A 21689-nucleotide genomic window follows, 5' to 3' on the forward strand; every position below is an offset into this window, starting at 1 on the left:
GCGCAACAGGTGCATGGTCCGCAACCGATGAAACGCCAGCCCAACCCCCCTCTCCGCCCCCGCTTCTGGGAGCGCTACCCCCTCCGCGAGCTGACGCCCCCGGAGTGGGAGGCGCTGTGCGACGGCTGCGGCAAATGCTGCCTGAACAAGATCGAAGACGCCGACACGGGCGAGGTGTTCTTCACCGACATCGCCTGCCGCCTGTTCGATGACGGCTCCTGCCGCTGCGCGCATTACGAGAATCGCCGCCAGTTCGTGCCGGAATGCGTGGTGCTGACCCCCGCGAATATCGACGAGATCTCCTACTGGATGCCCCGCACCTGCGCCTACCGGCTGTTGAACGAGGGGCGGCCGCTCTATCCGTGGCACCATCTTCTCTGCGGCGACAGGGAGGAGGTTCACCGCGCCGGCGTCTCCGTCCGCGGCCGCACCGTGCCGGAGTTCGAGGTGGCCGAGGACGAATGGGAAGACCACGTGATCGAAGAGGACATCTGATGCAATTTGCCTCCGACAATATCGCCCCCGTCCCGCGGCAGGTGCTCGACGCGATCGAGCGGGCGAACCATGGCGCCATGTCCTCCTACGGAGCGGACCCTCTGATGCGGGAGGTGGAGGCCCGGATGCGCGCGGTGTTCGAAGCGCCGGAGGCCGCCGTCTATCTTGTCGCGACCGGCACGGTCGCCAATTCCCTCTCGCTCGCCTGTCTCGTCCAGCCGTGGCAGACGGTCTATTGCCACCGCCACGCGCATATCGAGGAAGACGAATGCGCGGCGCCTGAGTTCTATACGGGCGGCGCAAAGCTCACCCTGCTTGATGGCGATCATGCCAGGATAGACCCGGCCGGACTGGAGCTGGCGCTCCAATCGGCGGGCGGCGCAGGCGTTCACAATGTGCAGAAGGGCGCGCTCTCCCTCACCAATGCGACGGAGAACGGCACCGTCTATACGGTCGCGGAAGTGGAGCGGCTTTGCGCCATCGCGCGGGCCGCTGGGATCCCGGTTCATATGGACGGCTCCCGCTTCGCCAACGCGCTTGCCGCCACCAATGCCTCCCCGGCGGAGATGACGTGGAAGGCGGGCGTGGACATCCTGAGCTTCGGCGGCACCAAGAACGGACTGCTGGGCGTCGAGGCCGTGGTGATCTTCGACCCTGCGAAGGCCTGGGAGTTCGAGCTTCGCCGCAAGCGGGGCGGCCACCTGTTCTCCAAGCATCGCTACCTCTCCGCCCAGATGCTGGCCTATCTGGAGGACGACCTGTGGCTGCGCAGCGCCCGTCATGCCAATGCCATGGCGGCGCGGCTGTCGCAGAGCATAGCGGGCCTGCCGGGTGCTTCGCTTGTTCATCCGACCGAGGCGAACGCGGTCTTTGCCGCATGGCCGCGTGAGGGGCACCGGCGCGCGCAGGAGGCCGGAGCCTACTACTACCTCTGGCCGGGGAGCCAATCGCTCGACGGTCCGGAGGACGAGCCCGTCGCCGCGCGGCTCGTCTGCTCTTGGGCGACCACGGAGGAGGAAGTGGACCGCTTCCTCGCCACCGTCCGCTAGCAGGCTGCTGAAAAAGTCGTAGGTCTGGCCAGCCTTGCGTTAAAGCTCAAAAAATCGGTCCGATCACGCGCAAAAACCTGCGGTTTTTAGGGTGATCTTCAACCACACAGGGAAGATCTCCGCCCCGGAGCAACATCGGAATACTTTTTCAGCACCCTGCCAGGGGGTCAGCCCTCCGTCACGCCCGCCTCACCGAACGTCGCCATGCCGGACAGGCAGGCGACCGCGGCCTTCAGCACCGGCAGCGCGAGAGCGGCACCGGAGCCCTCTCCCAACCGAAGGCCGAGCGACAGGATCGGCTCCTTGCCGAGCGCGGTCAGCAGGCGGCGATGTGCCGTCTCCTCCGAAAGGTGCCCAGCCACGGCGTGATCGAGGGCGCCTTCATTGAGCCGTTGCAGCACGAGCGCCGCCGCACAGCAGATGAACCCGTCGAGGATGACGGGGATCCGCTCGACCCGCGCCCGCGCAATGGCCCCGGTCATGGCCGCCACCTCCCGTCCGCCAAGGCAGCGCAGCACCTCCAGCGGATCATCGAGCACGGCAGCGTGGCGCATCAGCCCGGCCTCCACGGCCGCGCGCTTGCGGGCCAGCCCGGCATCGTCAAGACCGGTCCCCCGGCCGATCCATGCCTCGGCTCCACCACCCAGAAGCGCCGCAGCAATAGCAGCGGCAACCGTGGTGTTGCCGATGCCCATCTCCCCCGCGATGAACACATCGGCCTGCGGGTCCACCGACTCCCATCCCGCCGACAGCGCATTCACAAGGTCTGCCTCGGTCATCGCGGGCGCTTGTGTGAAATCGGCGGTCGGCCGGTCGAGGTCGAGCGGTATGACATCCAGCATCGCCCCCCCCTCGCGCGCGAGCTGGTTGATCGCAGCCCCGCCTGCTGCGAAATTCGCGACCATCTGTGCGGTCACCTCCGGCGGGAAGGCGGAGATACCGTTCGTAGCCACACCGTGATTGCCCGCATAGATGACGATCTGCGGACGCGTGATGGCGGGCGTTTCCGCCCCCCGCCAGCCCGCATACCAGATCGCCAGCATCTCGAGCCCCCCCAAGGCCCCTTGCGGCTTCGTCAATCGGCCGTTTCGTGCGTCAGCGGCGGCAAGCGCGGCGCGATCCGGCTGCGGCAGATCGGTGAGGAGAATGCGAAAATCGGCAGAGGAGGTAAGGACAGGCATGTTTCATCCGTTGCTTGCGGAATGTCCCTTCTCTATCCAAGGCGCGGCGGATGCAACCGGAGCGGGACGTGAGCCCTTTTCACGACATCAGGAACGCCTTCGGGCTGCTGACGCGGCTTCCCGTCGCGGCGGCTTCGCCCGCGGGATCCTGTTGGGCGTGGCCGGTGGTCGGTGGTGTCGTGAACGCGCTCGCGGCGGCTTGCGGTGTTCTGCTGGCGGATATCGGTCTGCCTGCGGGTTTCGCCGCGGTCTGTGTGCTGGCGGCGGCGATCCTGGTGACAGGGGGCCTGCATGAGGACGGGCTGGCGGATACGGCGGACGGCTTCTGGGGCGGCCGGACGACAGAGCGCCGTCTGGAGATCATGAAAGACAGCCGTATCGGCAGCTACGGGGTGCTGGCGCTCGTCCTGTCGCTCATGGCGCGCGCGACGCTGATCGGAGGGTTGCTGGCAGGCGGGGACGCGCTCTTCGCGCTGATCGTGGCAGGTTCGCTGTCACGAGCGGTCCTGCCGGGCGTGATGGCTGCCCTGCCCTTTGCGCGGAACGGCGGGCTGGCTGCCTCTATCGGGCGCCCCGGCAAGGCGGTTGCCATCGTATCAATGGCCGTGGGAGCGGTGATTGCGTTCGGACTGTGCGGGATGCCCGGACTGGCCGCAACGCTGGCGGCCGCTGCGGCGGCGCTTGTCGTCGCTATACTTGCCCGTATCAAGATCGGCGGACAGACGGGTGATGTGCTCGGAGCGAGCCAGCAGCTCGCCGAAATCACCGCGCTTGCAACCCTCTCCACCTTGCTCTGAAGACATGAAAAAGCCGCGCCGGATCGGGCGCGGCTTCGCGATCACTGAAAACGTTCAGGGAAAAAGTTCAGGCCGCACGGGACAGCAGAACGTCATCGACCTTCTTCTGCGCATTGGCCTCGTCCACTCCGGCAACGGCGGCCACCTCACGCGTCAGCCGTTCGAGCGCCGCTTCGTAGAGCTGACGCTCGGAATAGGATTGTTCGCGCTGATCGTCGGAGCGATGCAGGTCCCGGACCACCTCGGCAATGGAAAGCAGATCACCGGAGTTGATCTTCTGCTCATATTCCTGAGCACGACGCGACCACATGGCCCGCTTCACCTTCGCCTTGCCCTTCAGCGTCTCGAGCGCCTTGGACACGATATCGGGCGTCGAAAGCGAACGCATACCGATTTCCGCCGCCTTGTTGATCGGCACGCGAAGGGTCATCTTGTCCTTCTCGAACGAGATCACGAACAGCTCAAGCTTGAGACCGGCGATCTCCTGCTCTTCGATCGAGATGATCCTGCCGACGCCATGGGCCGGATACACCACGAAATCATCGGGGTGAAACTCGGACTTCTTGGTCTTCGTCATTCAGTCGCTTCCTCTCATGGGAATCCCACAGGCCACAAAACCATCCGCCGGAAGCGCTTCCGCTTCAGGAGAATGATCGGACAAGCTGATTGCTTCAGACGGATCGTCGAGGTGAGAGACCGCCTGCCTTCGGCATTCCAAGCATTTTGTGGAAGAAATATAGCACAAAGCACCGCTGTTTTAAAGCGTCGTGACTCATGCGTAAACAGCGGGCAAGCGCCTTCAAGGACTTGTCATCAAATTGCCATGCCGGAATCGCGCCGTAGAGCCCGAATCAGGAGCCTTCGCCAGCCGTTTCGGAGAAGTATTTTGCCAGCTTCCCGGTTTCGCCGTCCCGTTCCGTCGCCTCAGGCAACGGATCCTTGCGGGAGAGAATCACCGGCCATTGCTCGGCATACTTGCGGTTGAACGCGACCCATTCCTCCACATCCGGCTCCGTATCGGGGCGGATTGCATCGGCGGGGCATTCCGGCTCACAGACGCCGCAGTCGATGCATTCATCGGGATGAATGACCAACATGTTCTCGCCCTCATAGAAGCAGTCGACCGGGCAGACTTCCACGCAGTCGGTATATTTGCATGCGATGCAGTTGTCGGTGACGACATAAGTCATGGGATCGGTCTTTCACGTCTGGCGGAGACTAGCTAGTCTAACAGCTGGCGGGGATCAAGACGGGTGACACCGGAAAGGCCCGGTGCCCCTAACGTCGCGGGCTGGAGGATGGCTGTTCCTCCGCCGCCGGGGATGGCGGAACACCTTCCGCATCCATATCGAGGTAAAGCGCCTGCGCCTCTGTCGCCGGACCGCGGCGCAGGCTCGATCCAAGAACGCGAACGACCCGGATTCGCCCGGCCTGCGGAAAGGTCAGCGTGTCCCCCTCGCCGATGGCGAAGGCGGGCTTCTGCACCCGCCGCGCGTTCACACGCACATGACCCGCCTCCACCACTTCGGACGCAAGCGTCCGGGTGCGGAAGAAGCGGGCATGCCAGAGCCACTTGTCGAGCCGCATCGTCTCCCGCGTGGCGAGGACGGCCAAGGGTTACTTCCGCTCCTTCAACGCCGCGAGGATGGCGAAGGGGCTGTCCGGGTCGATACGATCATTGCGGGGCGGGCGCGATTCGAAGCTTCGCGGCTGCTCGGAGCGCTTTTCCTTGCCCTTTCCGCCGTGACGACCTTCCTTGCCCTCGAACTTCTGCCGCTTGCCGTGATCGGGCTTGCCGCCTTCGGGCTTGTTCCTCCGCTCACCGCGCGGCTGTCCATGCGGCTGGCCGTGGGGCTGACCATGTGACTGGCCCTCCCGCCGTTCGCCCCGGTTTTCGCCGGTGGCCTGCTGCTCGCCCGCCTGGCGATCACCCCCTTGCCGCTCGTTACGGCCGCGCGAACGGCCTTCGCCGCCCCGGGGAGCGTTGCGGTTGTGACGCGGCCGCGGCGCCCAGACGAAGGTATAGAACACCTCCGACTCGACCGGCTCCACGGGAGCTTCCACACCATCTTCGGCCGCGAGGGCTCGAAGCGCATCGTCAGAAACCGGAATGGCACCGAGCGCATCGTCAGAGGTGATCTCGGGCGCCATATCGGAGCCGGTCTCATCCGCCGGATCGTCAGGCTCCTCGTCGGGGAAAGCGGGCGTGCGCACGGGTTGGCCGGGTTCGAGCCCGTCAACGGCCTCCACCGGCACGCGCGCGTCATCCAGATCCGCTTCCGCCCCGGTCGCATCGAACACCGCATCGGTGCCGGAGGCGACGGCCTCCACATCCTCGGCAAGGCCCACGGGCATTTCCCGCAGCGCGGCTTCCTTCGCCGCCTGCTCCGCCCGGACCTTGGGCCGTTCGCCCCGCTCCGCCTTGAAGCCAAGCCCTTCCATCAGGTCGGAGAACTGCTCCAGCGTCATGCCGGTGATGGAGAGCATCTCGGGTGTCGCCTCAAAGCCCGCGCGCCAGTCCTTGGCGCGGAGCAGGTCTGCCAGACGCTCCAGCATGTCGATGCGGATCGCCCGCTTGCCCGCCGGACGGTAGCCTGCGAGCGTATAGTGCTGCTTCGGCACCTCGACGATGTTCGGAATGGTGACAAGGCCGGGCGGCGGGCTTTCGGGAAACTCCTGCAAGCCGTTCGCCAGCGACCAGAGCACCAGCCGAAGCCGGGTCGGCGCGGGCTTCAGCAGCGCCGGCAGGAAGATCGTGTACTGGCCGAAGCGGATCCCGTGCTTGCGGAGTGCGCCGCGCGCCTCCTGATCCAGCTGCTTGACCTCATCGGCCACCTGATCGCGCGGCAGGACGCCGAGCGCCTCCACCAGACGGAAGGCGAAACCACGCGCCAGACCGGTGAGCGCCTCGTCCTTTGACAGGGCGAGCAGCGGCTCGAACTGGGTCGCGACCTTCCGGTCGATGAAGTGCTGGAGCCTGCGGCGGACCTTCTCCACCACGTCGGGACCGGCTTCTTCATCCACGAAAGGCTCGACCTGCGGGCGCATCGGGTCCGCCCCGGCGACAAGCTTGCCCACCGCGGAGGAGCCCCACATCAGGCCGCCCTGCTCGGTAAAGTCCAGCTCGGTATCCGGCGCGTTGTAGAAACGGTCGGCCCGCAGATGGAATTCCGGCTTCAGCGCCTGAAGGCCCGCCGAGCGCAGCGTCCGCGCCTCGTCCGGGCCGGACGTCGCATCCTGATGGAAGCGGAAGCCCTCCAGCCGGCCGACGAACTCGCCCTCGACCGTCACTTCGCCCTTGTCGTTCACCTCAGCCACAAGGCTCTCCTTCTGTTTCAACCGCCGCAGGAGCACACTGGTGCGCCGGTCGACAAATCTCTGGGTCAAACGCATGTGAAGCGCGTCCGACAGCCGGTCTTCTACCGCGCGCGTTTCGCCGCGCCAATGGTTTTCATCTGTCACCCAGCCGCTTCGCTGTGCCACGTATGTCCAGGTGCGGATATGCGCGAGCCGCTTCGACAGCGCATCGATATCTCCGTCCGTCCGGTCGATCCGCTTCACGTTGCGGGCCAGCCAATCATCCGGCACCCGTCCGTCAGCTTGCAGGAAACCATGGATTCGCGCCAGCAGTCCTGCATGTTCCGTAGAGGAAATTCCGCGGAAATCGGGAATCCGGCATACATCCCACAAAAGCCGTACGCCGGCGGTGCCCCGGACAAGGTCCACCACCTCCGGCATGGCGGCCAGATGGCGGAGCGCCGCCAGGTCGTCCGCCTCCCGCGCGCGGGTGAGCCATTCGTTGTTCGTCCCCGCCTCCAGTGACGCGATGAGCCGCTCGACGGAACCGAAGGACAGGTCGGAATTGCGCCATTGCAGCTTGCGGATCGGGGCGAAACGGTGGTTTTCGATCGCATCCACCAGATCCTCCGGCAGCGGGCGCGCCTCGCCCGTCACGCCGAAACTGCCGGGCTGGGTATGGCGGCCCGCGCGCCCGGCGATCTGACCCATCTCATGCGGGAAAAGCGGGCGCATCCGGTGCCCGTCGAATTTCGCCAGCGCCGAGAAGGCGACATGGCCGATGTCGAGGTTCAGCCCCATGCCGATCGCATCGGTCGCCACGAGGTAATCCACATCGCCATTCTGATAGAGCGCGACCTGCGCGTTCCGCGTCCGGGGGCTGAGACCGCCCGTCACCACCGCGCATCCCCCCTTCTGCCGCCGGATCAGTTCCGCATTGGCATAGACGTTCTCCACCGAAAATCCGACGATGGCGGAACGGGTGGGCATCCGGCTGATCTTCCTGGAGCCGGTATAACTCAGTTCCGAGAACCGCTCGCGATGCAGGAAGGTCGTCCCCGGAACCAGCGCCGCGATGGCGCCGCGCATGGTGTCGGAGCCGAGAAACATCGTCTCGTGCAGGCCCCGCGCCCGTAGAAGCCTGTCGGTGAAGACATGTCCGCGTTCGAGGTCCGCGCAGAGTTGGATCTCGTCCACGGCGACGAAATCGGCGCCGATCTCCTGCGGCATCGCCTCCACCGTGCAGACCCAGTAGCGCGCGCGCTCGGGAACGATCCGCTCCTCCCCCGTCACCAGCGCCACGACGGACGGCCCGCGCTGTGCCACGATACGGTCATAGACCTCACGCGCGAGAAGGCGGAGCGGCAGGCCGATCACCCCCGTGCGGTGCGCCAGCATCCGCTCGATGGCATAATGGGTCTTGCCGGTATTGGTGGGACCAAGGACCGCCACGGTCCTCGTCTGGTCGCGCATGGGTGTGCCGATTCCCCCTGAACGGGGCCCCTAGAGTGCCTGACCGGACATTTCGCGATCCAGCCTTTCCACGGCCTTTTCTATGTCGGGCTGATGGGGATGTATAGCCTGCGCGGCGCGATAGGCATCGCGAGCGGAGGCGTCGTAGCCCATGTCCTCCAGGATCATCCCCAACCCCGACAGCGCGCCGTAGTGATTGGGATTGAGGGCGAGTGTCCGGCGGATGTCGTCCACGGCGGGGCCGAACTTGCCCGCCTGAAAATACGCGGAGGCCAGCGCGTTCCAGCCTTCGGCGAAGTCGGGGGCATGGTCGGTCAGCGCGGTGAGATGCTCTATCGCCTCCTGCGTGTCGCCGGTCTCCATCGCGTCGCGCCCCCGCTGCAACAGCAGGTCCATGGAGGCGGAACCCGAACGCGACCATTCACGTTGCAAATCGCTTTCCGTCCGCTGCCAGGCGGTATTCTGCGGATCCTTCAACTCCCTCAGAAGCCGCTGCTCCACCGTTTCCTCCGCATGGAGGGGAAACGCGATCACGGCGGCGAAAGCTGCCGTCACGAAAGGATTGAGCTTGGAGAGTATCGACACCATAACCTGAAGATAGCGCAAGCGAAGCCGCCTGCGAATACCGTCCCGTTCTGCGGACGGTCACAATTGGAGGATTTGGGTAATGAGCAATGTCATCGACGAAGCGGTGAAAACCCTTTCGGGCCGCCTGTCGGACGGGTTCGACGGAAGCGCGAAATTCGTCATCAAGGACGAAGGCGCCATCGTGATCGACCAGTCCGGCGTGCGGGAAGGCGATGACGAGACGGATGTGACGCTGACGGCTGACGTCAAGACCTTCCAGGCGATTCTCGCCGGCGACCTGAGCCCGACGATGGCCTTCATGAGCGGCAAGCTGAAGCTTGACGGCAACATGGGCACGGCGATGAAGCTCGGCTCGGCCTTGGCCTGACATGCGCCTCGAGCCGGCCCCGCTCCATCTCGGCGCGGACGGCTCGTCCGGGGCCGCGGCCTATTGGCGGCGGGCGGAGGACGGAACGTGCCTGCGCTTCGCCCTCTGGCCCGCGGCCGGCGCTCTCGCCACGGTGCTGCTGTTTCCGGGCCGCACGGAATATGTCGAAAAATACGACGGCATCGCCCGCATTCTCCGCGATGCAGGCTTTGCCACCCTTGCCGTCGATTGGCGTGGGCAAGGATTGTCGGCCCACCGCGATCCGGCCATCCGCATGGGTGACGTGGAACATTTCCGCGATTATCAACAGGATGTGCAGGCAATGCTTGCCACGGCGCAAGCACTCGACATGCCTTCGCCCACCCTGCTGCTCGCGCATTCCATGGGGGGAGCCATCGCGCGGCGGGCCCTGCATGAGGGGCTGGCCGTAAAGGCCGCGGCCTTCAGCGCGCCGATGTGGGGTCTGACCCTTCCGGGTCTCACACGACCGCTCGCCTGGTTGCTTTCCTCCGTCGCTCTCCGCGCGGGGCGACCGGGCCTGCACCCGCCGGGCCATCCCGCAACACCCTATGTGCTGACGGCGCGCCCCGCGCTCAACAACCTGACCAGCGATCCCATGATGCTGGCCCGGATGCGGGCGGCGATGGAGGCGCATCCGGAACTGGCCCTCGGCGGGCCAAGCCTTCGCTGGCTGCATGAGGCGTTGGTGGAGATGCGGGTGCTTGCCACCCTGCCGCCGCCCGGGATCCCCGCCTATGTGGGTGTCGGCAGCGACGAACGCGTGGTGGACGCCCGCGCGATCCGGCGCGGCATGGCACACTGGCCCGGGGCGGAGGTGGAGATCTTTCCCGGCGCACGGCATGAACTGATGATGGAAGCACCCCGCCACCGTGAGCACTTCATGGAGCAGGTCATCAGCCTGTACCGGAGCCGCGTCAGATCTTGATGCGAATGAAACTGTCCCGCAGCGCATCCGACCAGGCCGCGCTCATCTTCATGAAACTCTCGTCTCCCGCTTCGATCCGGCGGCGCAGACCTACCTTCAGCTCATCCCGGCGAATCACCAGCAGGTCGAGCGGCATCCCCACGGAAAGGTTCGAACGCAGGGTGGAATCCATGGAGAGCAGTGCGCATTTCTGCGCGTCCTCGATCGGCGTTTCCATCGTGACGACGCGGTCGAGAATCGGCTTGCCGTATTTGTGCTCGCCGATCTGCAGGAAGGGCGTGTCCTCCGTCGCCTCGATGAAGTTTCCCTCCGGGTAGATGAGGAACATTCGCATGTCGCCGCCCTTGCGCTGCCCGGCGACGATCATGGAGGCGCGCGCGCTCTGATGCATGCGCTCCAGCTTTTCCGACACATCCTGCGACACATCGGCCAGCGCGTTGCCCACGATCTCCGCGACCTGCAGCATGGATTGCGCCTCCATGATGGAAGCGCCGTGCCCTCCGTCCGGCTCCTTGATCGCCTCCTTCAGCCGCGCGATGGTCGTCTGCGTCACCGACAGGCTCCCCGCTGTCAGAATGCAGATCGCCCGGTCGCCCGGCTTTTCGAAAACGAACATCTTCCGATAAATGGCAATGTTGTCCAGACCCGCGTTGGTGCGCGTATCCGACAGCATCACCAGCCCTTCGTTCAGAAGGATTCCAACGCAATAGGTCATGGAGGGCAGTCCCGTGGTTTGCAGCGCTCCGCAGATTATTGCTGCACGGACTGAACGGCAACCGTTACGTCAAGTCTCTCCTCTCCCGTCCCGCGGGAGATGCCCCGGATCGGCGCGGCATCCACCGAGTCGTAGCCCGACCCCAGACGGATATAGCGTTCATCCGGGCAGCAACGGTTTGCCGCGTCGAAACCCACCCAACCCAGCCCGGCCACGAACAATTCGGCCCAGGCATGGGCGGCGCGATGCTCGGTGGCCGTTTCGCCCTCGGCCTCGTCGGCCAGCAGGTAGCCGGAGACGTAGCGGGCGGGAATATCCTTCAGCCGCGCCAGCGTGATGAGCGCATGCGACTGATCCTGACAGACCCCCTGCCCGAGCGCGAGCGCCTCCGCCGCGGTCGTGCCTGCTTCCGTCGCGCCGGGTGTATAGGCGATGGCCTCCGACACGGCATCCGAAAGCCGATGGGCAAGATCAAGGGCACCCGACGCATCGCCCACGCTCGCGGCCAGATCCGCAAAGGCTGTATTGGCCCGCGTCATCGGTGTATCGCGAAGATAGGCATCGGGCGCGACATACTCCCGGTGGTTGCGCAGCACGCCGGACGTGTCCATCGTCTCCACCGTGCCGCGGACGGCAACGGTGATCTCGCTCACCGGACCCCGGAGGGAGAAACTGGTGACGCGGTCACCGGCCCCATCGCGGAAACTGCCGCCCGGCAGGCCCTCGCTCACGTCTATGGACCAGGTCTGGATTTTCTGTCCGTCGAACAGGGACGGGGTGAGGCGGAAGCTCTGCACCACACCGCGGACAGGAATGTCGTAGCGGTAGATGGTGCGGTGCTGAACATTGAGAATCATCGGGTGTCGCCGCTCAGATAGGCTTCATAGACACTGTGGCCCAGCCCTGCGATGTCCTGAATGAAGCGTGTCAGGAACTCGTGCAGTCCTTCATCGAAGATTTCCTCCACCCGCGTATCGGCAAGGGAGGCAAGCAGACGCCGCGAGATATGCTGTGCGTCCGTCGTGCCCCCATAGCCACGGGCGAGGCGGTCGAGATGAGAATTCGCGGAATGCATGCAGGTCAGGAGGGAGCGCGGGCTCTGCGGGTTCAGGATCAGGAAATGCGCGATCTTGGCCGCCGTCACATCCCCCCCGTAGGCCCAGTGGAAGGCCCGCTGCGCCGACATCGCGCGCAGAAGCGTCGTCCACTGATAGTTGTCGAGCCCCGATCCCACGAGATCCACCGTCGGCAGCAGGACGTAATATTTCACGTCCATCAGCCGCGCGGTATTGTCCGCCCGCTCGAGATAGAAGCCGAGATTGAGGAAGTCGTAGCCGTCGTTGCGCAGAAGCGTGGTGTCCATGGCGCCGCGGATCAATGCGGACTGGCGCATCGTCCATTCCACCATGGTGCTGACGTCAAGCTCGCTCCGCTCCATCCGCTCCAGTTTGCGAAGCTCCTGGAACGCGCCGTTCAGGGCATCCCAAAGCTGGGCCGTAAGGGCGGTGCGCACGATCCGCGCATTCTCCCGCGCCATGCCGAAACAGGAGACGACGGAGGACGGGTTGTCCTGGTCGAAGAACAGGTAGCTTTCGATATTGCGCTGAACGGGATCGCCGTATTTGTGCTGGAATCCGGCCGCAGTACCGGAAGCCTGCAGCAACGATTCCCACTCGCTGCGGTAGCCGTCAGCAGACGGCATGAGTGCGATCCGCGCGCCCACTTCGAGCAGCCGCGCCATTGTCTCGGCCCGCTCGATATACCGCGCGATCCAGTAGAGGTTGTCTGCCGTCCGGCTCAGCATGTCGTCACTCCGCCAGAACCCAGGTGTCCTTGACCCCGCCGCCCTGCGAGGAGTTCACCACGAGCGATCCCTCCGTCAGCGCGACGCGGGTCAGCCCGCCCTGCACGAGCTCCACCCGCTCCCCCACCAGACAGTAGGGCCGCAGATCGACATGCCGGGGCGCGATCCCCTCCTGCACGAAACTCGGCACGGTGGAAAGCGCGAGCGTCGGCTGCGCGATGTAGTTGGAGGGATTGGCACGGATGCGCTCTGCAAAGGCGGCGATCTGCTCCTTTGTCGATTTCGGGCCGACCAGCATGCCGTAGCCGCCCGAGCCATGCACTTCCTTCACCACCAGATCGGGGAGATGCTCCATGACATATTTGTATTCGTCCGACTTGTGACACTGCCATGTGGGCACGTTCTGGAGGATGGGTTCTTCCCCGAGATAGAAACGCACCATGTCGGGCACATAGGTATAGACCGCCTTGTCATCGGCCACGCCCGCACCGGGGGCGGAGCAGATGGTGACCCCGCCTGAGCGATAGACATCCATCAGTCCCGGAATGCCCAGCATGGAATCGGGCCGGAAGCAGAGCGGGTCGATGTAGGCATCGTCGATCCGGCGATAGATCACATCCACCCGCTTCGGGCCTTCCGTCGTCCGCATCCAGACGAATTCCCCCTCCACGAACAGATCCTGCCCCTCCACCAGCTCCACGCCCATCAGGTCGGCCAGAAAGGAATGCTCGTAGTAGGCGGAGTTGAAATGGCCGGGCGTCAGGATGACGATGGTCGGATCGCTGTCGCATTTCGCGGGGGCGACCGAGCTCAACGTCCGCCGCAGAAGCTCGGGGTAGCGGTCCACCGGCGCGATCCGGTTCTGCCGGAAAAGCTGCGGGAACATGCGCATCATGATCTCCCGGTTTTCCAGCATGTAGCTGACGCCGGACGGGGTGCGGCAGTTATCCTCCAGCACGTAGAACTGATCCGGCCCCGTCCGCACGAGGTCGATCCCCACGATATGGGAGAACACGCCCCGCGGCGGCATGAAGCCGGCGGCGGCCTTCTCATACGCTTCGTTGCGATAGACCAGCGATGCCGGAATGCGCCCCGCCCGGATCATCTCCCCCCGCCCATAGACATCGGCCAGAAAGGCGTTCAGCGCGCGGGCCCGCTGCTTGATCCCGCGTTCGAGCTTGCGCCACTCGTTCTGCGTGAACACCCGCGGGAACATGTCGAAAGGGATGAGCCTGTCCGGGTCGCCGCCCTCGCCGTAAACGGCGAAAGTGATGCCGATGCGCCGGAAAAGCGCCTCCGCCTCCGCCTGCTTCAGCGTGCGGAGTTCGGCAGGCATGGACTTCGTCCAGTCTTCCAATCCTGAATAGGGGGGGCGGACAATCCCGCCATCGAACATTTCATTAAAATAGGTCGTCGCCATGTCCCGCCGGCCTGCCGTGATCTGTCTCACTTAAGCAGCCCGACTGGCATTAGGGAAGAGCGGCGCCGGGTGATTGGCTTTACCACCTGCAGGACTGTCGGTCTTTTCATCGCAAAGCCATCACATTCTTCTAATTGTGCCACATTTTTCTGCATCTAGAGCAATGGCGGCGAAGGAAAAGGCGACGGCCGCCGCTTGCCTCGCCGCAGGCGCCAGCGGCTTGTCCGCTGGATACCCGCCCTCCATTCGGAAACGTCTGCGGAACGCTCTCCGGCGCCGGAAATTGCGCCTGCCGAAATCGCTCCCGTCGCGCTCGCTCCCACCGTGCTCTTTCCCACCGCACTCGTTCACGCCGTGCTCTTTCCCACCGCACTCGTTCACGCCCTGCTCGTTCACGCCGTGCTCGTCCAGGCAAGGCGGGGGTGGCCGACGCAAGCGACACCGCTATCTCTCACGCATGCGGGGCAACTCTCTTCTTACCTTCACCGATGCCGGGATCTTCTGCCCCGAGGGCGGCTTCCACATAGACCCCTGGCGTCCGGTGGATCGGGCCGTGATCACACATGCGCATTCGGATCACGCGCGCATCGGCAGCAACCGCTATCTCGCCACGCCGCTCACCGCGCCCATCCTCCGCTACCGGCTGGGCGATGTGCGGGTCGAGGTGCTGCCTTATGGGGAGCGGCGGCAGGTCGGCGGGGTAACCCTCTCCTTCCATCCGGCCGGCCATGTTCCCGGCTCCGCACAGGTGCGTATCGAGCGCGACGGAGAGGTCTGGGTGGTCTCCGGCGATTACAAGACCGAACCGGACGGCCTGTCGGAGCCGTTCGAGCCGGTGCCCTGCGATACCTTCATCTCCGAATGCACGTTCGGCCTGCCGATCTTTTCCTGGCAGCCGCAGGCAGAGATCATGGGCGCGGTGAACGACTGGTGGAAGGCGAATGCCGCCGCGGGGCGGTTTTCCGTCATCGGAGCCTATTCGCTGGGAAAGGCGCAGCGGATCCTCGCCTCCGTTGACAACGGGATCGGCCCCCTGCTCACCCATGGCGCGATAGAGGGTACGACGGAGGCGTTGCGGGCGGCGGGGGTTTCCCTGCCCGACACGGTCCGCGTGACGCCGGAGACCGATCTCCGGGCGCTGCCGGGGGGGCTGGTTGTGGCGCCCCCCTCTGCGCTGGCCTCGCCTTGGGTGCGGCGTTTTGGCGCGGCGGAGACAGCCCTCGCCTCCGGCTGGATGGCCTTGCGCGGCGTGCGGCGGAACCGGGGCGTGCAGCGGGGCTTCGTGCTGTCCGACCATGCAGACTGGGCGGGGCTGAACAGCGCGATCCGGGCGACCGGGGCGGAGCGTGTCTTCGTCACCCACGGCTATACACAACCGTTCCGCAGGTGGCTTGCCGAACAAGGCTTCGACGCCGCCATCGTCGAGACCCGTTACGAGGGCGACGAAGCGGGCGATGAGGTGGTCGAATGAAGCGCTTCGCCGCCCTTTTTGCCGCACTGGACCGCACGACCAAGACGGGGGCCAAGGTGACGGCGCTGGCGGACTACTTCCGCACCGCCGATGACGCGGACCGGCTCTGGACCATCGCCCTCCTCTCCGGCCGCCGTCCGAAGCGCGCGGTGAATGCCACGCGGCTGGCCGAATGGGCGGCGGAGGCCGCCGGACTGCCCTTCTGGCTGTTCGAGGAAAGCTACGCCATGGTCGGCGATCTTGCGGAGACGATCGCCCTGCTGCTTCCGGCCCCCAAGGGCACGGAAGACCTGCCGCTGTCCGACTGGATCGCCCGGCTGCGGGATATCGCACTCATGGACGAGCCCGCGCGCAAGCAGGTGATCCTCGGCATCTGGGACCGCCTGGGAGGGGAGGAGCGCTTCATCTTCAACAAGCTCATCACGGGCGGCTTCCGCATGGGGGTGAGCCAGGGCCTGATGACCCGCGCGCTGGCGGAAGCCACCGGGGTGGAGGAAGCCACCCTTGCCCACCGGCTGATGGGCGGCTGGACGCCGGACACCACCACCTTCGCGCGCCTCGTGCTCGAACCGGACCCGGAGGCGGACCTCTCGCGGCCCTATCCGTTCTGTCTCGCCTCGCCGCTGGAAGGCGAGGCGGTGGCGCTGGGGCCGCCGGCGGACTGGATCGCGGAATGGAAATGGGACGGCATCCGGGGGCAACTCATCCGGCGCGGCGGCGCGCATTTCCTCTGGTCCCGGGGGGAGGAACTGGTGACCGACCGCTTCCCGGAGCTTGCCCGCGCGCTGGACTTCCTGCCCGACGGGACGGTGATCGACGGCGAGATACTCGCGTGGGAGGGGGAGGCCCCCCTTCCCTTCTCCGCCCTTCAGACGCGGATCGGGCGCAAGACCCTGTCCCGCAAGGTGCTCAATGACGCGCCCGTGGTGCTGCTGGCCTATGACCTGCTCGAGGCCGAGGGGCGGGACATCCGCGACTTGCCGCTCTCCGAACGCCGGGCCGCGCTGGAGGCTCTTGTCGGGGCGATGCCGCCAGACCTGCCGCTCCACCTCTCGCCGCTTCTCGCCTTCGACGGCTGGGACAGCCTGCCCGGTGAGCGCGACCGCGCCCGCGCGATCGGCGCGGAGGGCCTGATGCTGAAGCGGCTCGCCTCGCCCTACACCGGCGGGCGGAAGCGGGGCGACTGGTGGAAGTGGAAGGTCGATCCGATGACGGTCGATGCGGTGATGATCTATGCACAGGCGGGTCACGGAAGGCGCGCGACGCTTTATACCGACTTCACCTTCGCAGTGCGGGACGGCAACGAACTCGTGCCCTTCACCAAGGCCTATTCCGGCCTGACGGATGCGGAGTTCCGCAAGATCAGCCAATGGGTCCGCAGCCATACGCTCGAACGCTTCGGCCCGGTCCGGCGCGTGCCGCCCGAACTGGTGTTCGAGATCGGATTCGAGGGAATCCAGCCCTCCCCCCGCCACAAATCCGGCATCGCGCTCCGCTTCCCCCGGATGCTCCGCTGGCGTCAGGACAAGCCGGTGTCGGAGATCGACACGCTCGATACGCTCCGCGCTTTGCTCGCAGAGGCGGAAGCCCGGCCCGCTCCGCCCGGGTAGCGGGTGATGACCCCTCCGCCCGGGTAATGGCCCGCGGCCTGCAAGACGGCTGTCCACGAGGGGCGGTCAGAGACGATACCCGCCGGAGACAGTAAGAACCTCTCCGGTGATGAACCCTGCCTGCTCGCTCACCAGAAAGCGAACGGCGCGGGCGATGTCGCGCGGTTCCCCCATCCGGCCGAGAGCGGTCTCCCCGACGAAAAGCGCGGTCAATTCCGCGGACCGGGGGTGCTCTGGGGTATTGATGGCGCCAGGAGCCACGGCATTTACCCGAATCCCCCTGCCGCCCAGCTCCTTCGCCATGGCGCGGGTCCAGAGGTTCAGCGCAGCCTTGCTCGCCCCATAGGTGGAAGCGTCGCGCGGGGGCAGCACGGCATTCACGGAAGATATGTTCACGATGGCAGAACCGGGTTTCAGATGCGGCAAGGCTGCCGCGAGGAGGGCCTGGGGCGCGAGCAGATTGACCGCAAGAATCGCCGTCGCCGCTGCCGCATCGAAGCGCTCCTTCGGGGTGTGCCGAACGACACCCGCATTGTTGACGATCACGTCCAGACGACCCAGCTGCGCCATCACTTCCGCCACGACCCGGAAAGCCGCATCCGGCTCGGCTAGATCAGCACGAATGGCACTGATGTCCGGGGAAAGGCCCTCCGGCGCCGTTGTCCGCCACGTGATCACGACCTTGTGGTCCCGCTGCAGATCCTCCGCTATGGCCCTGCCGATGCCGCGGGTTCCTCCGGTCACCAAAGCCACCTTGAGCATGGGTATCCTCCGCTTGCCTTGCAGGCGGATCATAGCGACCGAAGCCGCGTCCTTCAGCCCGGAAATTCCTGCACGAATGACGGGCCTCATACAGCTCCGCAAGGATCACACCACCGTCCGCGCGCCGCCGTCCGGCGTTGCTACAGCTTGCACTCTCCCGCCGACCACACCAGTTTATGGCGCAAAAGGAGACTTGCCATGGCCCTGCCCCTCCCCCGACCCGTTTTCGACACCGCCTCCGGCGCAGCCGCGTTCGGCGATCTGCCGGAATGGGACCTGACCGACCTCTACGCCGCCCCGGACGCACCGAAGCTCAGGGAGGACATGGACTGGCTGGAGGCCGAATGTGCCGATTTCGCCGCGTCCTATCAGGGTCGTCTGGCCGATCTGGACGCGGCGGGGCTGCTGGAGGTCGTCCGCCGCTATGAGCGGATCGACACCGTGGCGGGGCGGGTCATGTCCTATGCCGGGTTGCGCTACTATCAGAACACCATGGACAGCGCGCGGGCCAAGTTCCTCTCCGACTGTCAGGACAGGATCACGACCTTCACCACGCCGCTGGTGTTCTTCTCGCTCGAACTGAACCGGATCGACGATGCGGCGCTGGAGGCTCGCTTTGCGGAGAACGCCGATCTCGCCCGCTACAAGCCGATCTTCGAGCGGATCCGCGCCATGCGCCCCTACCAGCTTTCCGATGAGCTGGAGACGTTCCTGCACGACCAGTCCGCCGTCGGGGCTGCTGCGTGGAACCGGCTGTTCGATGAGACGACCGCCGGGCTGGAGTTCACCGTCAAGGACGAGACGCTCAACCTTGAGGCCACGCTCAATCTGCTGACCGACACCGACCGCGCGACGCGGGAAGCGGCGGCGCGGGAGCTGGCGCGGGTGTTCGGCCAGAACATCAAGCTCTTTTCCCGTGTCCACAACACGCTCGCCAAGGAAAAGGAGATCGAGGACCGCTGGCGCAAGATGCCGACCGCCCAGACCGCCCGCCATCTGTCCAATCAGGTGGAGCCGGAGGTGGTGGAGGCGCTGCGCAACGCCGTGGTCGCGGCCTATCCGAGGCTCTCCCACCGCTACTACCGTCTGAAGGCGAAGTGGATGGGGTTAGACCATCTGGAGATCTGGGACAGGAACGCCCCCCTTCCCGTCGATGCGCCGACAACGGTGGACTGGACGACGGCGAAGAAGACGGTGCTTGACGCCTATTCCGACTTCTCACCCAAGATGGCGGAGATCGCGGAGCCGTTCTTCACCAAGGGCTGGATCGACGCGGGCGTGAAGCCCGGCAAGGCGCCCGGTGCCTTTGCGCATCCGACCGTCACCGAAGTGCATCCCTATGTCATGCTCAACTACCTCGGCAAACCGCGGGACGTGATGACGCTTGCCCATGAACTGGGCCATGGGGTCCATCAGGTGCTGGCCGCGGGACAGGGAGAGCTTCTGTCCTCCACCCCGCTGACGCTGGCAGAAACGGCGAGCGTGTTCGGGGAGATGCTGACCTTCCGCAAACTGCTGGCGGAGGCGAAGACGCCGGAAGAGAAGAAGACGCTCCTCGCCGGCAAGGTGGAGGACATGATCAACACCGTCGTCCGGCAGATCGCGTTCTATGACTTCGAATGCAAGCTACATGCCGCGCGCCGGGAGGGTGAGCTCACGCCAGAGGACATCAACGCGCTCTGGATGTCCGTGCAGGCGGAAAGCCTCGGCGATGCCTTCCGGTTCATGGAAGGCTACGAGACCTACTGGACCTATATCTCGCACTTCGTGCATTCGCCGTTCTACGTCTATGCCTATGCCTTCGGCGACGGGTTGGTGAATGCGCTCTACGCGGTCTATGAGGAAGGCGATCCCTCCTTCCAGGACAAGTATTTCGCGCTGCTGAAGGCGGGCGGGTCGAAGCATCACAAGGAACTTCTCGCCCCCTTCGGGCTGGACGCGACGGATCCCGCCTTCTGGGACAAGGGCCTGTCGATGATTTCCGGCTTCATAGATGAGCTGGAAGCCATGGAAGATGGCTCCGAAGCCTGAACCGTCAGCAAGCGAAAGGGCGGCTCCTGCGGCCGCCCCCTCGCGATGCGTTCCCGACAATGAGGCGGCCCAAGGGTCAGGCGGCCCGAGGGTCAGATGGCCCGATAATGAGCCGGCCCCAGAAGTGTCAGCGTCTCCCAAAGGCGGCCCACCGCCGGCCCGGAGTCAGATGGGGCGAACGGGTTTGTCCTTCGTATCCCGCATCGCCGCCATATCCTTGGAGTCGATGACTTCGGCGCTCCGCGTTTTCATTTCCTTGCGTGCGTCCTCGATCTCCACCTCGGTGTGGCGCACTTTGTCGGATACGGTTTCGGTGTGATCCTCCTGATGACGGCGGAGCGCGATCTCCTCCTTCACCCGGGTTTCCTTGCTGATCACGGCTTCTTCTGCGTGTTCCTCGGCCTCGATTACGCGTTCGCGAAACAGATCCTCACCCGCCTTCACCGCCCGATCCACCGGATGACGGTCGATCTCGACGTGGTCGCTGTGGAGAGTGACCTCCTCGGAGACCGGCGTCTCCACCACGTAGGAGCGTACCCGCACCCGGCCAAGGTTCACGTCCCGCTTGCCGACGCGGAGCTGCTCCTCGACGATCGGGATGATCTCGTCGGTGGCGCGATATTCTTCCTCGTCCCTGTCGGAATAGGCACGTGCTGCATCATAGGCCGCAGCAGTCGGAGCGCTGCCGACGGTGCCGCCCATCTGGCCGGAAGTCGCTTGCTGCGACGCGGCCATCTGCTTCGGCATCGTATCGCCGCGCGTGCTGCTCATTGCGGCTGCCGCAGTCGCTGCCGCACCGGTCGCAGCGGCGGTGGCCGCACCGGTCGCGGTTTCTCCGCCCCAGCCCTGCTGACGCCATTCATCCGCGCGAACGTCGAGATCGATGGCCCCTTCGTCCTCCAGGATGTCGAGCACGTGATCATGCTTGTCGTCAGGTACATTGCTCACTGCCACGAGGTAGCCCCCGCGGCGCAGCCCTTCGGCATAGGTCTCGCGTTCGTCGCCGGGGAAGAAGAAGTCGGAGATGCTCTCCCAGAAGCCGCGATCCTCATAATCCGAGGAGGCGCGGCCGGCATATTCCTCGCCCCCGGTAACGCGGATGGAACTGTCGGGGAGGCCCAGAGCCTTCAGCGCGTTCCGCGCCTTGTCCGCCTCCGCCTTGCTGTCGAAAAATGCCGTCAAGTTCCGGTTTCCATAGTCGGCCATGATATGGTCCTCTCTCATGGATGAAGCCTCGGACGATCGGCCGCTTCTGAAGATCTCCGCCCGTTGACGCCTCAGGGTCACGGGCATGGAAACGGCGTCGCGCCTCTGGCGCTGGATCAGATGTATCTCTTCCGTAAGTACCAGCCGCCGCTGGACGACCAGACGTTCCTCGACCACGGGGATGATTGTGACACCGTCCTCGACACGCGTCTCGGGGACCGCATCCACCTCCCGGTTGATCGCAACACGCTTCACCTCCACTTCCGTGGAAGCCAGTTCCACTTCCGCAGTCTCGACAACGGTTTCAGTACGAAGATGAACGCTCACCCGGCCTGACACGCTGTTTCTCACGGAGATCGTCGCGTGTTCCTCGGCAAGCGGCAGTACCAACTCCTCATCGCGCATCTCGCACCCTCCGCGATCGGGGAATGAAACGCCGCTTAAGCGGCGATGTTCCCGTTTATCGCGGAAAGGTCA

General features: G+C 65.3%; 20 protein-coding genes. 8 read left to right on the forward strand and 12 right to left on the reverse strand.

Going from position 1 to position 21689, the window contains the following annotated elements; all coding sequences use genetic code 11:
- Positions 1-27: 27 nt before the first annotated feature.
- Both CDV49_RS14905 and CDV49_RS14910 read left to right on the forward strand, forming a co-directional pair.
- On the forward strand, positions 28-495 hold the full coding sequence (locus tag CDV49_RS14905) for a YcgN family cysteine cluster protein (RefSeq protein WP_088216277.1): 468 nt from the start codon (positions 28-30) through the stop codon (positions 493-495).
- Complete coding sequence (locus CDV49_RS14910; RefSeq protein ID WP_088216204.1) at positions 495-1544, forward strand: threonine aldolase family protein; 1050 nt, start codon at positions 495-497, stop codon at positions 1542-1544. The genes CDV49_RS14905 and CDV49_RS14910 overlap by 1 nt, the downstream gene beginning before the upstream one ends.
- Before the next feature lie 167 nt (positions 1545-1711).
- Here the strand turns inward: CDV49_RS14910 and cobT are convergent, their stop codons facing one another.
- Positions 1712-2725, reverse strand: coding sequence for a nicotinate-nucleotide--dimethylbenzimidazole phosphoribosyltransferase (cobT, locus tag CDV49_RS14915; RefSeq protein ID WP_088216205.1), 1014 nt, complete (start codon positions 2723-2725; stop codon positions 1712-1714).
- A gap of 68 nt (positions 2726-2793) precedes the next feature.
- Here cobT and cobS point away from each other — a divergent pair, with 68 nt between their 5' ends.
- Entirely contained in the window at positions 2794-3522 is a 729-nt protein-coding gene (gene cobS / locus CDV49_RS14920; RefSeq protein ID WP_256947359.1) for an adenosylcobinamide-GDP ribazoletransferase, read from the forward strand.
- A gap of 67 nt (positions 3523-3589) precedes the next feature.
- Here cobS and CDV49_RS14925 read toward each other — a convergent pair whose 3' ends face one another.
- The 5 genes from CDV49_RS14925 to CDV49_RS14945 all read right to left on the reverse strand — a co-directional run bounded on the left by CDV49_RS14925 (position 3590) and on the right by CDV49_RS14945 (position 8898).
- The gene (locus tag CDV49_RS14925) at positions 3590-4099 is read right to left on the reverse strand and encodes a CarD family transcriptional regulator (RefSeq protein WP_035706589.1); all 510 of its coding nucleotides are present in this window, start codon (positions 4097-4099) and stop codon (positions 3590-3592) included.
- A 274-nt stretch (positions 4100-4373) separates the two neighbouring features.
- Positions 4374-4712, reverse strand: a complete 339-nt coding sequence (gene fdxA / locus CDV49_RS14930; RefSeq protein WP_035740705.1) for a ferredoxin FdxA — start codon at positions 4710-4712, stop codon at positions 4374-4376.
- Positions 4713-4800: 88 nt separating this feature from the next.
- A complete protein-coding gene (locus CDV49_RS14935; RefSeq protein WP_373447807.1) occupies positions 4801-5136 on the reverse strand; it encodes an RNA-binding S4 domain-containing protein in 336 nt (111 codons plus the stop codon).
- A 3-nt stretch (positions 5137-5139) separates the two neighbouring features.
- A complete protein-coding gene (locus CDV49_RS14940) occupies positions 5140-8292 on the reverse strand; it encodes a helicase-related protein (protein WP_088216207.1) in 3153 nt (1050 codons plus the stop codon).
- A gap of 30 nt (positions 8293-8322) precedes the next feature.
- Entirely contained in the window at positions 8323-8898 is a 576-nt protein-coding gene (locus CDV49_RS14945; protein ID WP_256947360.1) for a tetratricopeptide repeat protein, read from the reverse strand.
- A 61-nt stretch (positions 8899-8959) separates the two neighbouring features.
- Between CDV49_RS14945 and CDV49_RS14950 the strand changes: the two genes are divergently transcribed.
- Positions 8960-9247: an SCP2 sterol-binding domain-containing protein gene (locus CDV49_RS14950; RefSeq protein ID WP_035706601.1), complete on the forward strand. Its 288-nt coding sequence runs from the start codon at positions 8960-8962 to the stop codon at positions 9245-9247.
- A 1-nt stretch (position 9248) separates the two neighbouring features.
- Positions 9249-10193: an alpha/beta fold hydrolase gene (locus tag CDV49_RS14955; RefSeq protein ID WP_088216208.1), complete on the forward strand. Its 945-nt coding sequence runs from the start codon at positions 9249-9251 to the stop codon at positions 10191-10193.
- Here CDV49_RS14955 and CDV49_RS14960 read toward each other — a convergent pair.
- The 4 genes from CDV49_RS14960 to CDV49_RS14975 are packed head-to-tail and all read right to left on the reverse strand — an operon-like array spanning position 10183 to position 14132.
- Positions 10183-10908 carry a proteasome-type protease gene (locus CDV49_RS14960; RefSeq protein ID WP_088216209.1) on the reverse strand — a complete coding sequence of 242 codons (726 nt, stop codon included), beginning with the start codon at positions 10906-10908 and terminating at the stop codon, positions 10183-10185. The genes CDV49_RS14955 and CDV49_RS14960 overlap by 11 nt on opposite strands.
- A 35-nt stretch (positions 10909-10943) precedes the next feature.
- Positions 10944-11765, reverse strand: coding sequence for a transglutaminase family protein (locus tag CDV49_RS14965; RefSeq protein ID WP_088216210.1), 822 nt, complete (start codon positions 11763-11765; stop codon positions 10944-10946).
- The gene (locus CDV49_RS14970; protein WP_088216211.1) at positions 11762-12712 is read right to left on the reverse strand and encodes an alpha-E domain-containing protein; all 951 of its coding nucleotides are present in this window, start codon (positions 12710-12712) and stop codon (positions 11762-11764) included. The genes CDV49_RS14965 and CDV49_RS14970 overlap by 4 nt, the downstream gene beginning before the upstream one ends.
- A 4-nt stretch (positions 12713-12716) precedes the next feature.
- Positions 12717-14132 carry a circularly permuted type 2 ATP-grasp protein gene (locus CDV49_RS14975; RefSeq protein WP_088216212.1) on the reverse strand — a complete coding sequence of 472 codons (1416 nt, stop codon included), beginning with the start codon at positions 14130-14132 and terminating at the stop codon, positions 12717-12719.
- Between the two features lie 457 nt (positions 14133-14589).
- On the opposite strand from CDV49_RS14975, the gene CDV49_RS14980 reads away from it, so the two are divergent.
- Both CDV49_RS14980 and CDV49_RS14985 read left to right on the forward strand, forming a co-directional pair.
- Positions 14590-15603, forward strand: coding sequence for a ligase-associated DNA damage response exonuclease (locus tag CDV49_RS14980; RefSeq protein WP_088216213.1), 1014 nt, complete (start codon positions 14590-14592; stop codon positions 15601-15603).
- Positions 15600-17213 carry an ATP-dependent DNA ligase gene (locus CDV49_RS14985; protein ID WP_088216214.1) on the forward strand — a complete coding sequence of 538 codons (1614 nt, stop codon included), beginning with the start codon at positions 15600-15602 and terminating at the stop codon, positions 17211-17213. Before CDV49_RS14980 ends, CDV49_RS14985 begins: the two co-directional genes overlap by 4 nt.
- A 66-nt stretch (positions 17214-17279) precedes the next feature.
- Here CDV49_RS14985 and CDV49_RS14990 read toward each other — a convergent pair whose 3' ends face one another.
- A complete protein-coding gene (locus CDV49_RS14990) occupies positions 17280-17975 on the reverse strand; it encodes an SDR family NAD(P)-dependent oxidoreductase (RefSeq protein WP_088216215.1) in 696 nt (231 codons plus the stop codon).
- Between the two features lie 198 nt (positions 17976-18173).
- Between CDV49_RS14990 and CDV49_RS14995 the strand changes: the two genes are divergently transcribed.
- On the forward strand, positions 18174-20006 hold the full coding sequence (locus CDV49_RS14995) for a M3 family oligoendopeptidase (protein WP_088216216.1): 1833 nt from the start codon (positions 18174-18176) through the stop codon (positions 20004-20006).
- A 165-nt stretch (positions 20007-20171) separates the two neighbouring features.
- Here CDV49_RS14995 and CDV49_RS15000 read toward each other — a convergent pair whose 3' ends face one another.
- Entirely contained in the window at positions 20172-21617 is a 1446-nt protein-coding gene (locus CDV49_RS15000; RefSeq protein ID WP_088216217.1) for a YsnF/AvaK domain-containing protein, read from the reverse strand.
- Between the last annotated feature and the right edge of the window lie 72 nt (positions 21618-21689).

Origin of the sequence: Haematobacter genomosp. 1 (genome assembly GCF_002196855.1) — a bacterium.
Lineage (GTDB): Bacteria > Pseudomonadota > Alphaproteobacteria > Rhodobacterales > Rhodobacteraceae > Haematobacter.

What these genes read in the sequence shown, in the direction of transcription:
- CDV49_RS14980 (WP_088216213.1), top strand. Translation starts at nt 14,590, where the DNA reads ATGCGGGGCAACTCTCTTCTTACCTTCACCGATGCCGGGATCTTCTGC.
- CDV49_RS14965 (WP_088216210.1), bottom strand. Translation starts at nt 11,765, where the DNA reads ATGATTCTCAATGTTCAGCACCGCACCATCTACCGCTACGACATTCCT.
- CDV49_RS14940 (WP_088216207.1), bottom strand. Translation starts at nt 8,292, where the DNA reads ATGCGCGACCAGACGAGGACCGTGGCGGTCCTTGGTCCCACCAATACC.
- CDV49_RS15000 (WP_088216217.1), bottom strand. Translation starts at nt 21,617, where the DNA reads ATGCGCGATGAGGAGTTGGTACTGCCGCTTGCCGAGGAACACGCGACG.
- CDV49_RS14960 (WP_088216209.1), bottom strand. Translation starts at nt 10,908, where the DNA reads ATGACCTATTGCGTTGGAATCCTTCTGAACGAAGGGCTGGTGATGCTG.
- CDV49_RS14970 (WP_088216211.1), bottom strand. Translation starts at nt 12,712, where the DNA reads ATGCTGAGCCGGACGGCAGACAACCTCTACTGGATCGCGCGGTATATC.
- CDV49_RS14995 (WP_088216216.1), top strand. Translation starts at nt 18,174, where the DNA reads ATGGCCCTGCCCCTCCCCCGACCCGTTTTCGACACCGCCTCCGGCGCA.
- CDV49_RS14975 (WP_088216212.1), bottom strand. Translation starts at nt 14,132, where the DNA reads ATGGCGACGACCTATTTTAATGAAATGTTCGATGGCGGGATTGTCCGC.
- CDV49_RS14950 (WP_035706601.1), top strand. Translation starts at nt 8,960, where the DNA reads ATGAGCAATGTCATCGACGAAGCGGTGAAAACCCTTTCGGGCCGCCTG.
- CDV49_RS14905 (WP_088216277.1), top strand. Translation starts at nt 28, where the DNA reads ATGAAACGCCAGCCCAACCCCCCTCTCCGCCCCCGCTTCTGGGAGCGC.
- cobT (WP_088216205.1), bottom strand. Translation starts at nt 2,725, where the DNA reads ATGCCTGTCCTTACCTCCTCTGCCGATTTTCGCATTCTCCTCACCGAT.
- CDV49_RS14955 (WP_088216208.1), top strand. Translation starts at nt 9,249, where the DNA reads ATGCGCCTCGAGCCGGCCCCGCTCCATCTCGGCGCGGACGGCTCGTCC.
- CDV49_RS14990 (WP_088216215.1), bottom strand. Translation starts at nt 17,975, where the DNA reads ATGCTCAAGGTGGCTTTGGTGACCGGAGGAACCCGCGGCATCGGCAGG.
- fdxA (WP_035740705.1), bottom strand. Translation starts at nt 4,712, where the DNA reads ATGACTTATGTCGTCACCGACAACTGCATCGCATGCAAATATACCGAC.
- CDV49_RS14910 (WP_088216204.1), top strand. Translation starts at nt 495, where the DNA reads ATGCAATTTGCCTCCGACAATATCGCCCCCGTCCCGCGGCAGGTGCTC.
- CDV49_RS14985 (WP_088216214.1), top strand. Translation starts at nt 15,600, where the DNA reads ATGAAGCGCTTCGCCGCCCTTTTTGCCGCACTGGACCGCACGACCAAG.
- CDV49_RS14925 (WP_035706589.1), bottom strand. Translation starts at nt 4,099, where the DNA reads ATGACGAAGACCAAGAAGTCCGAGTTTCACCCCGATGATTTCGTGGTG.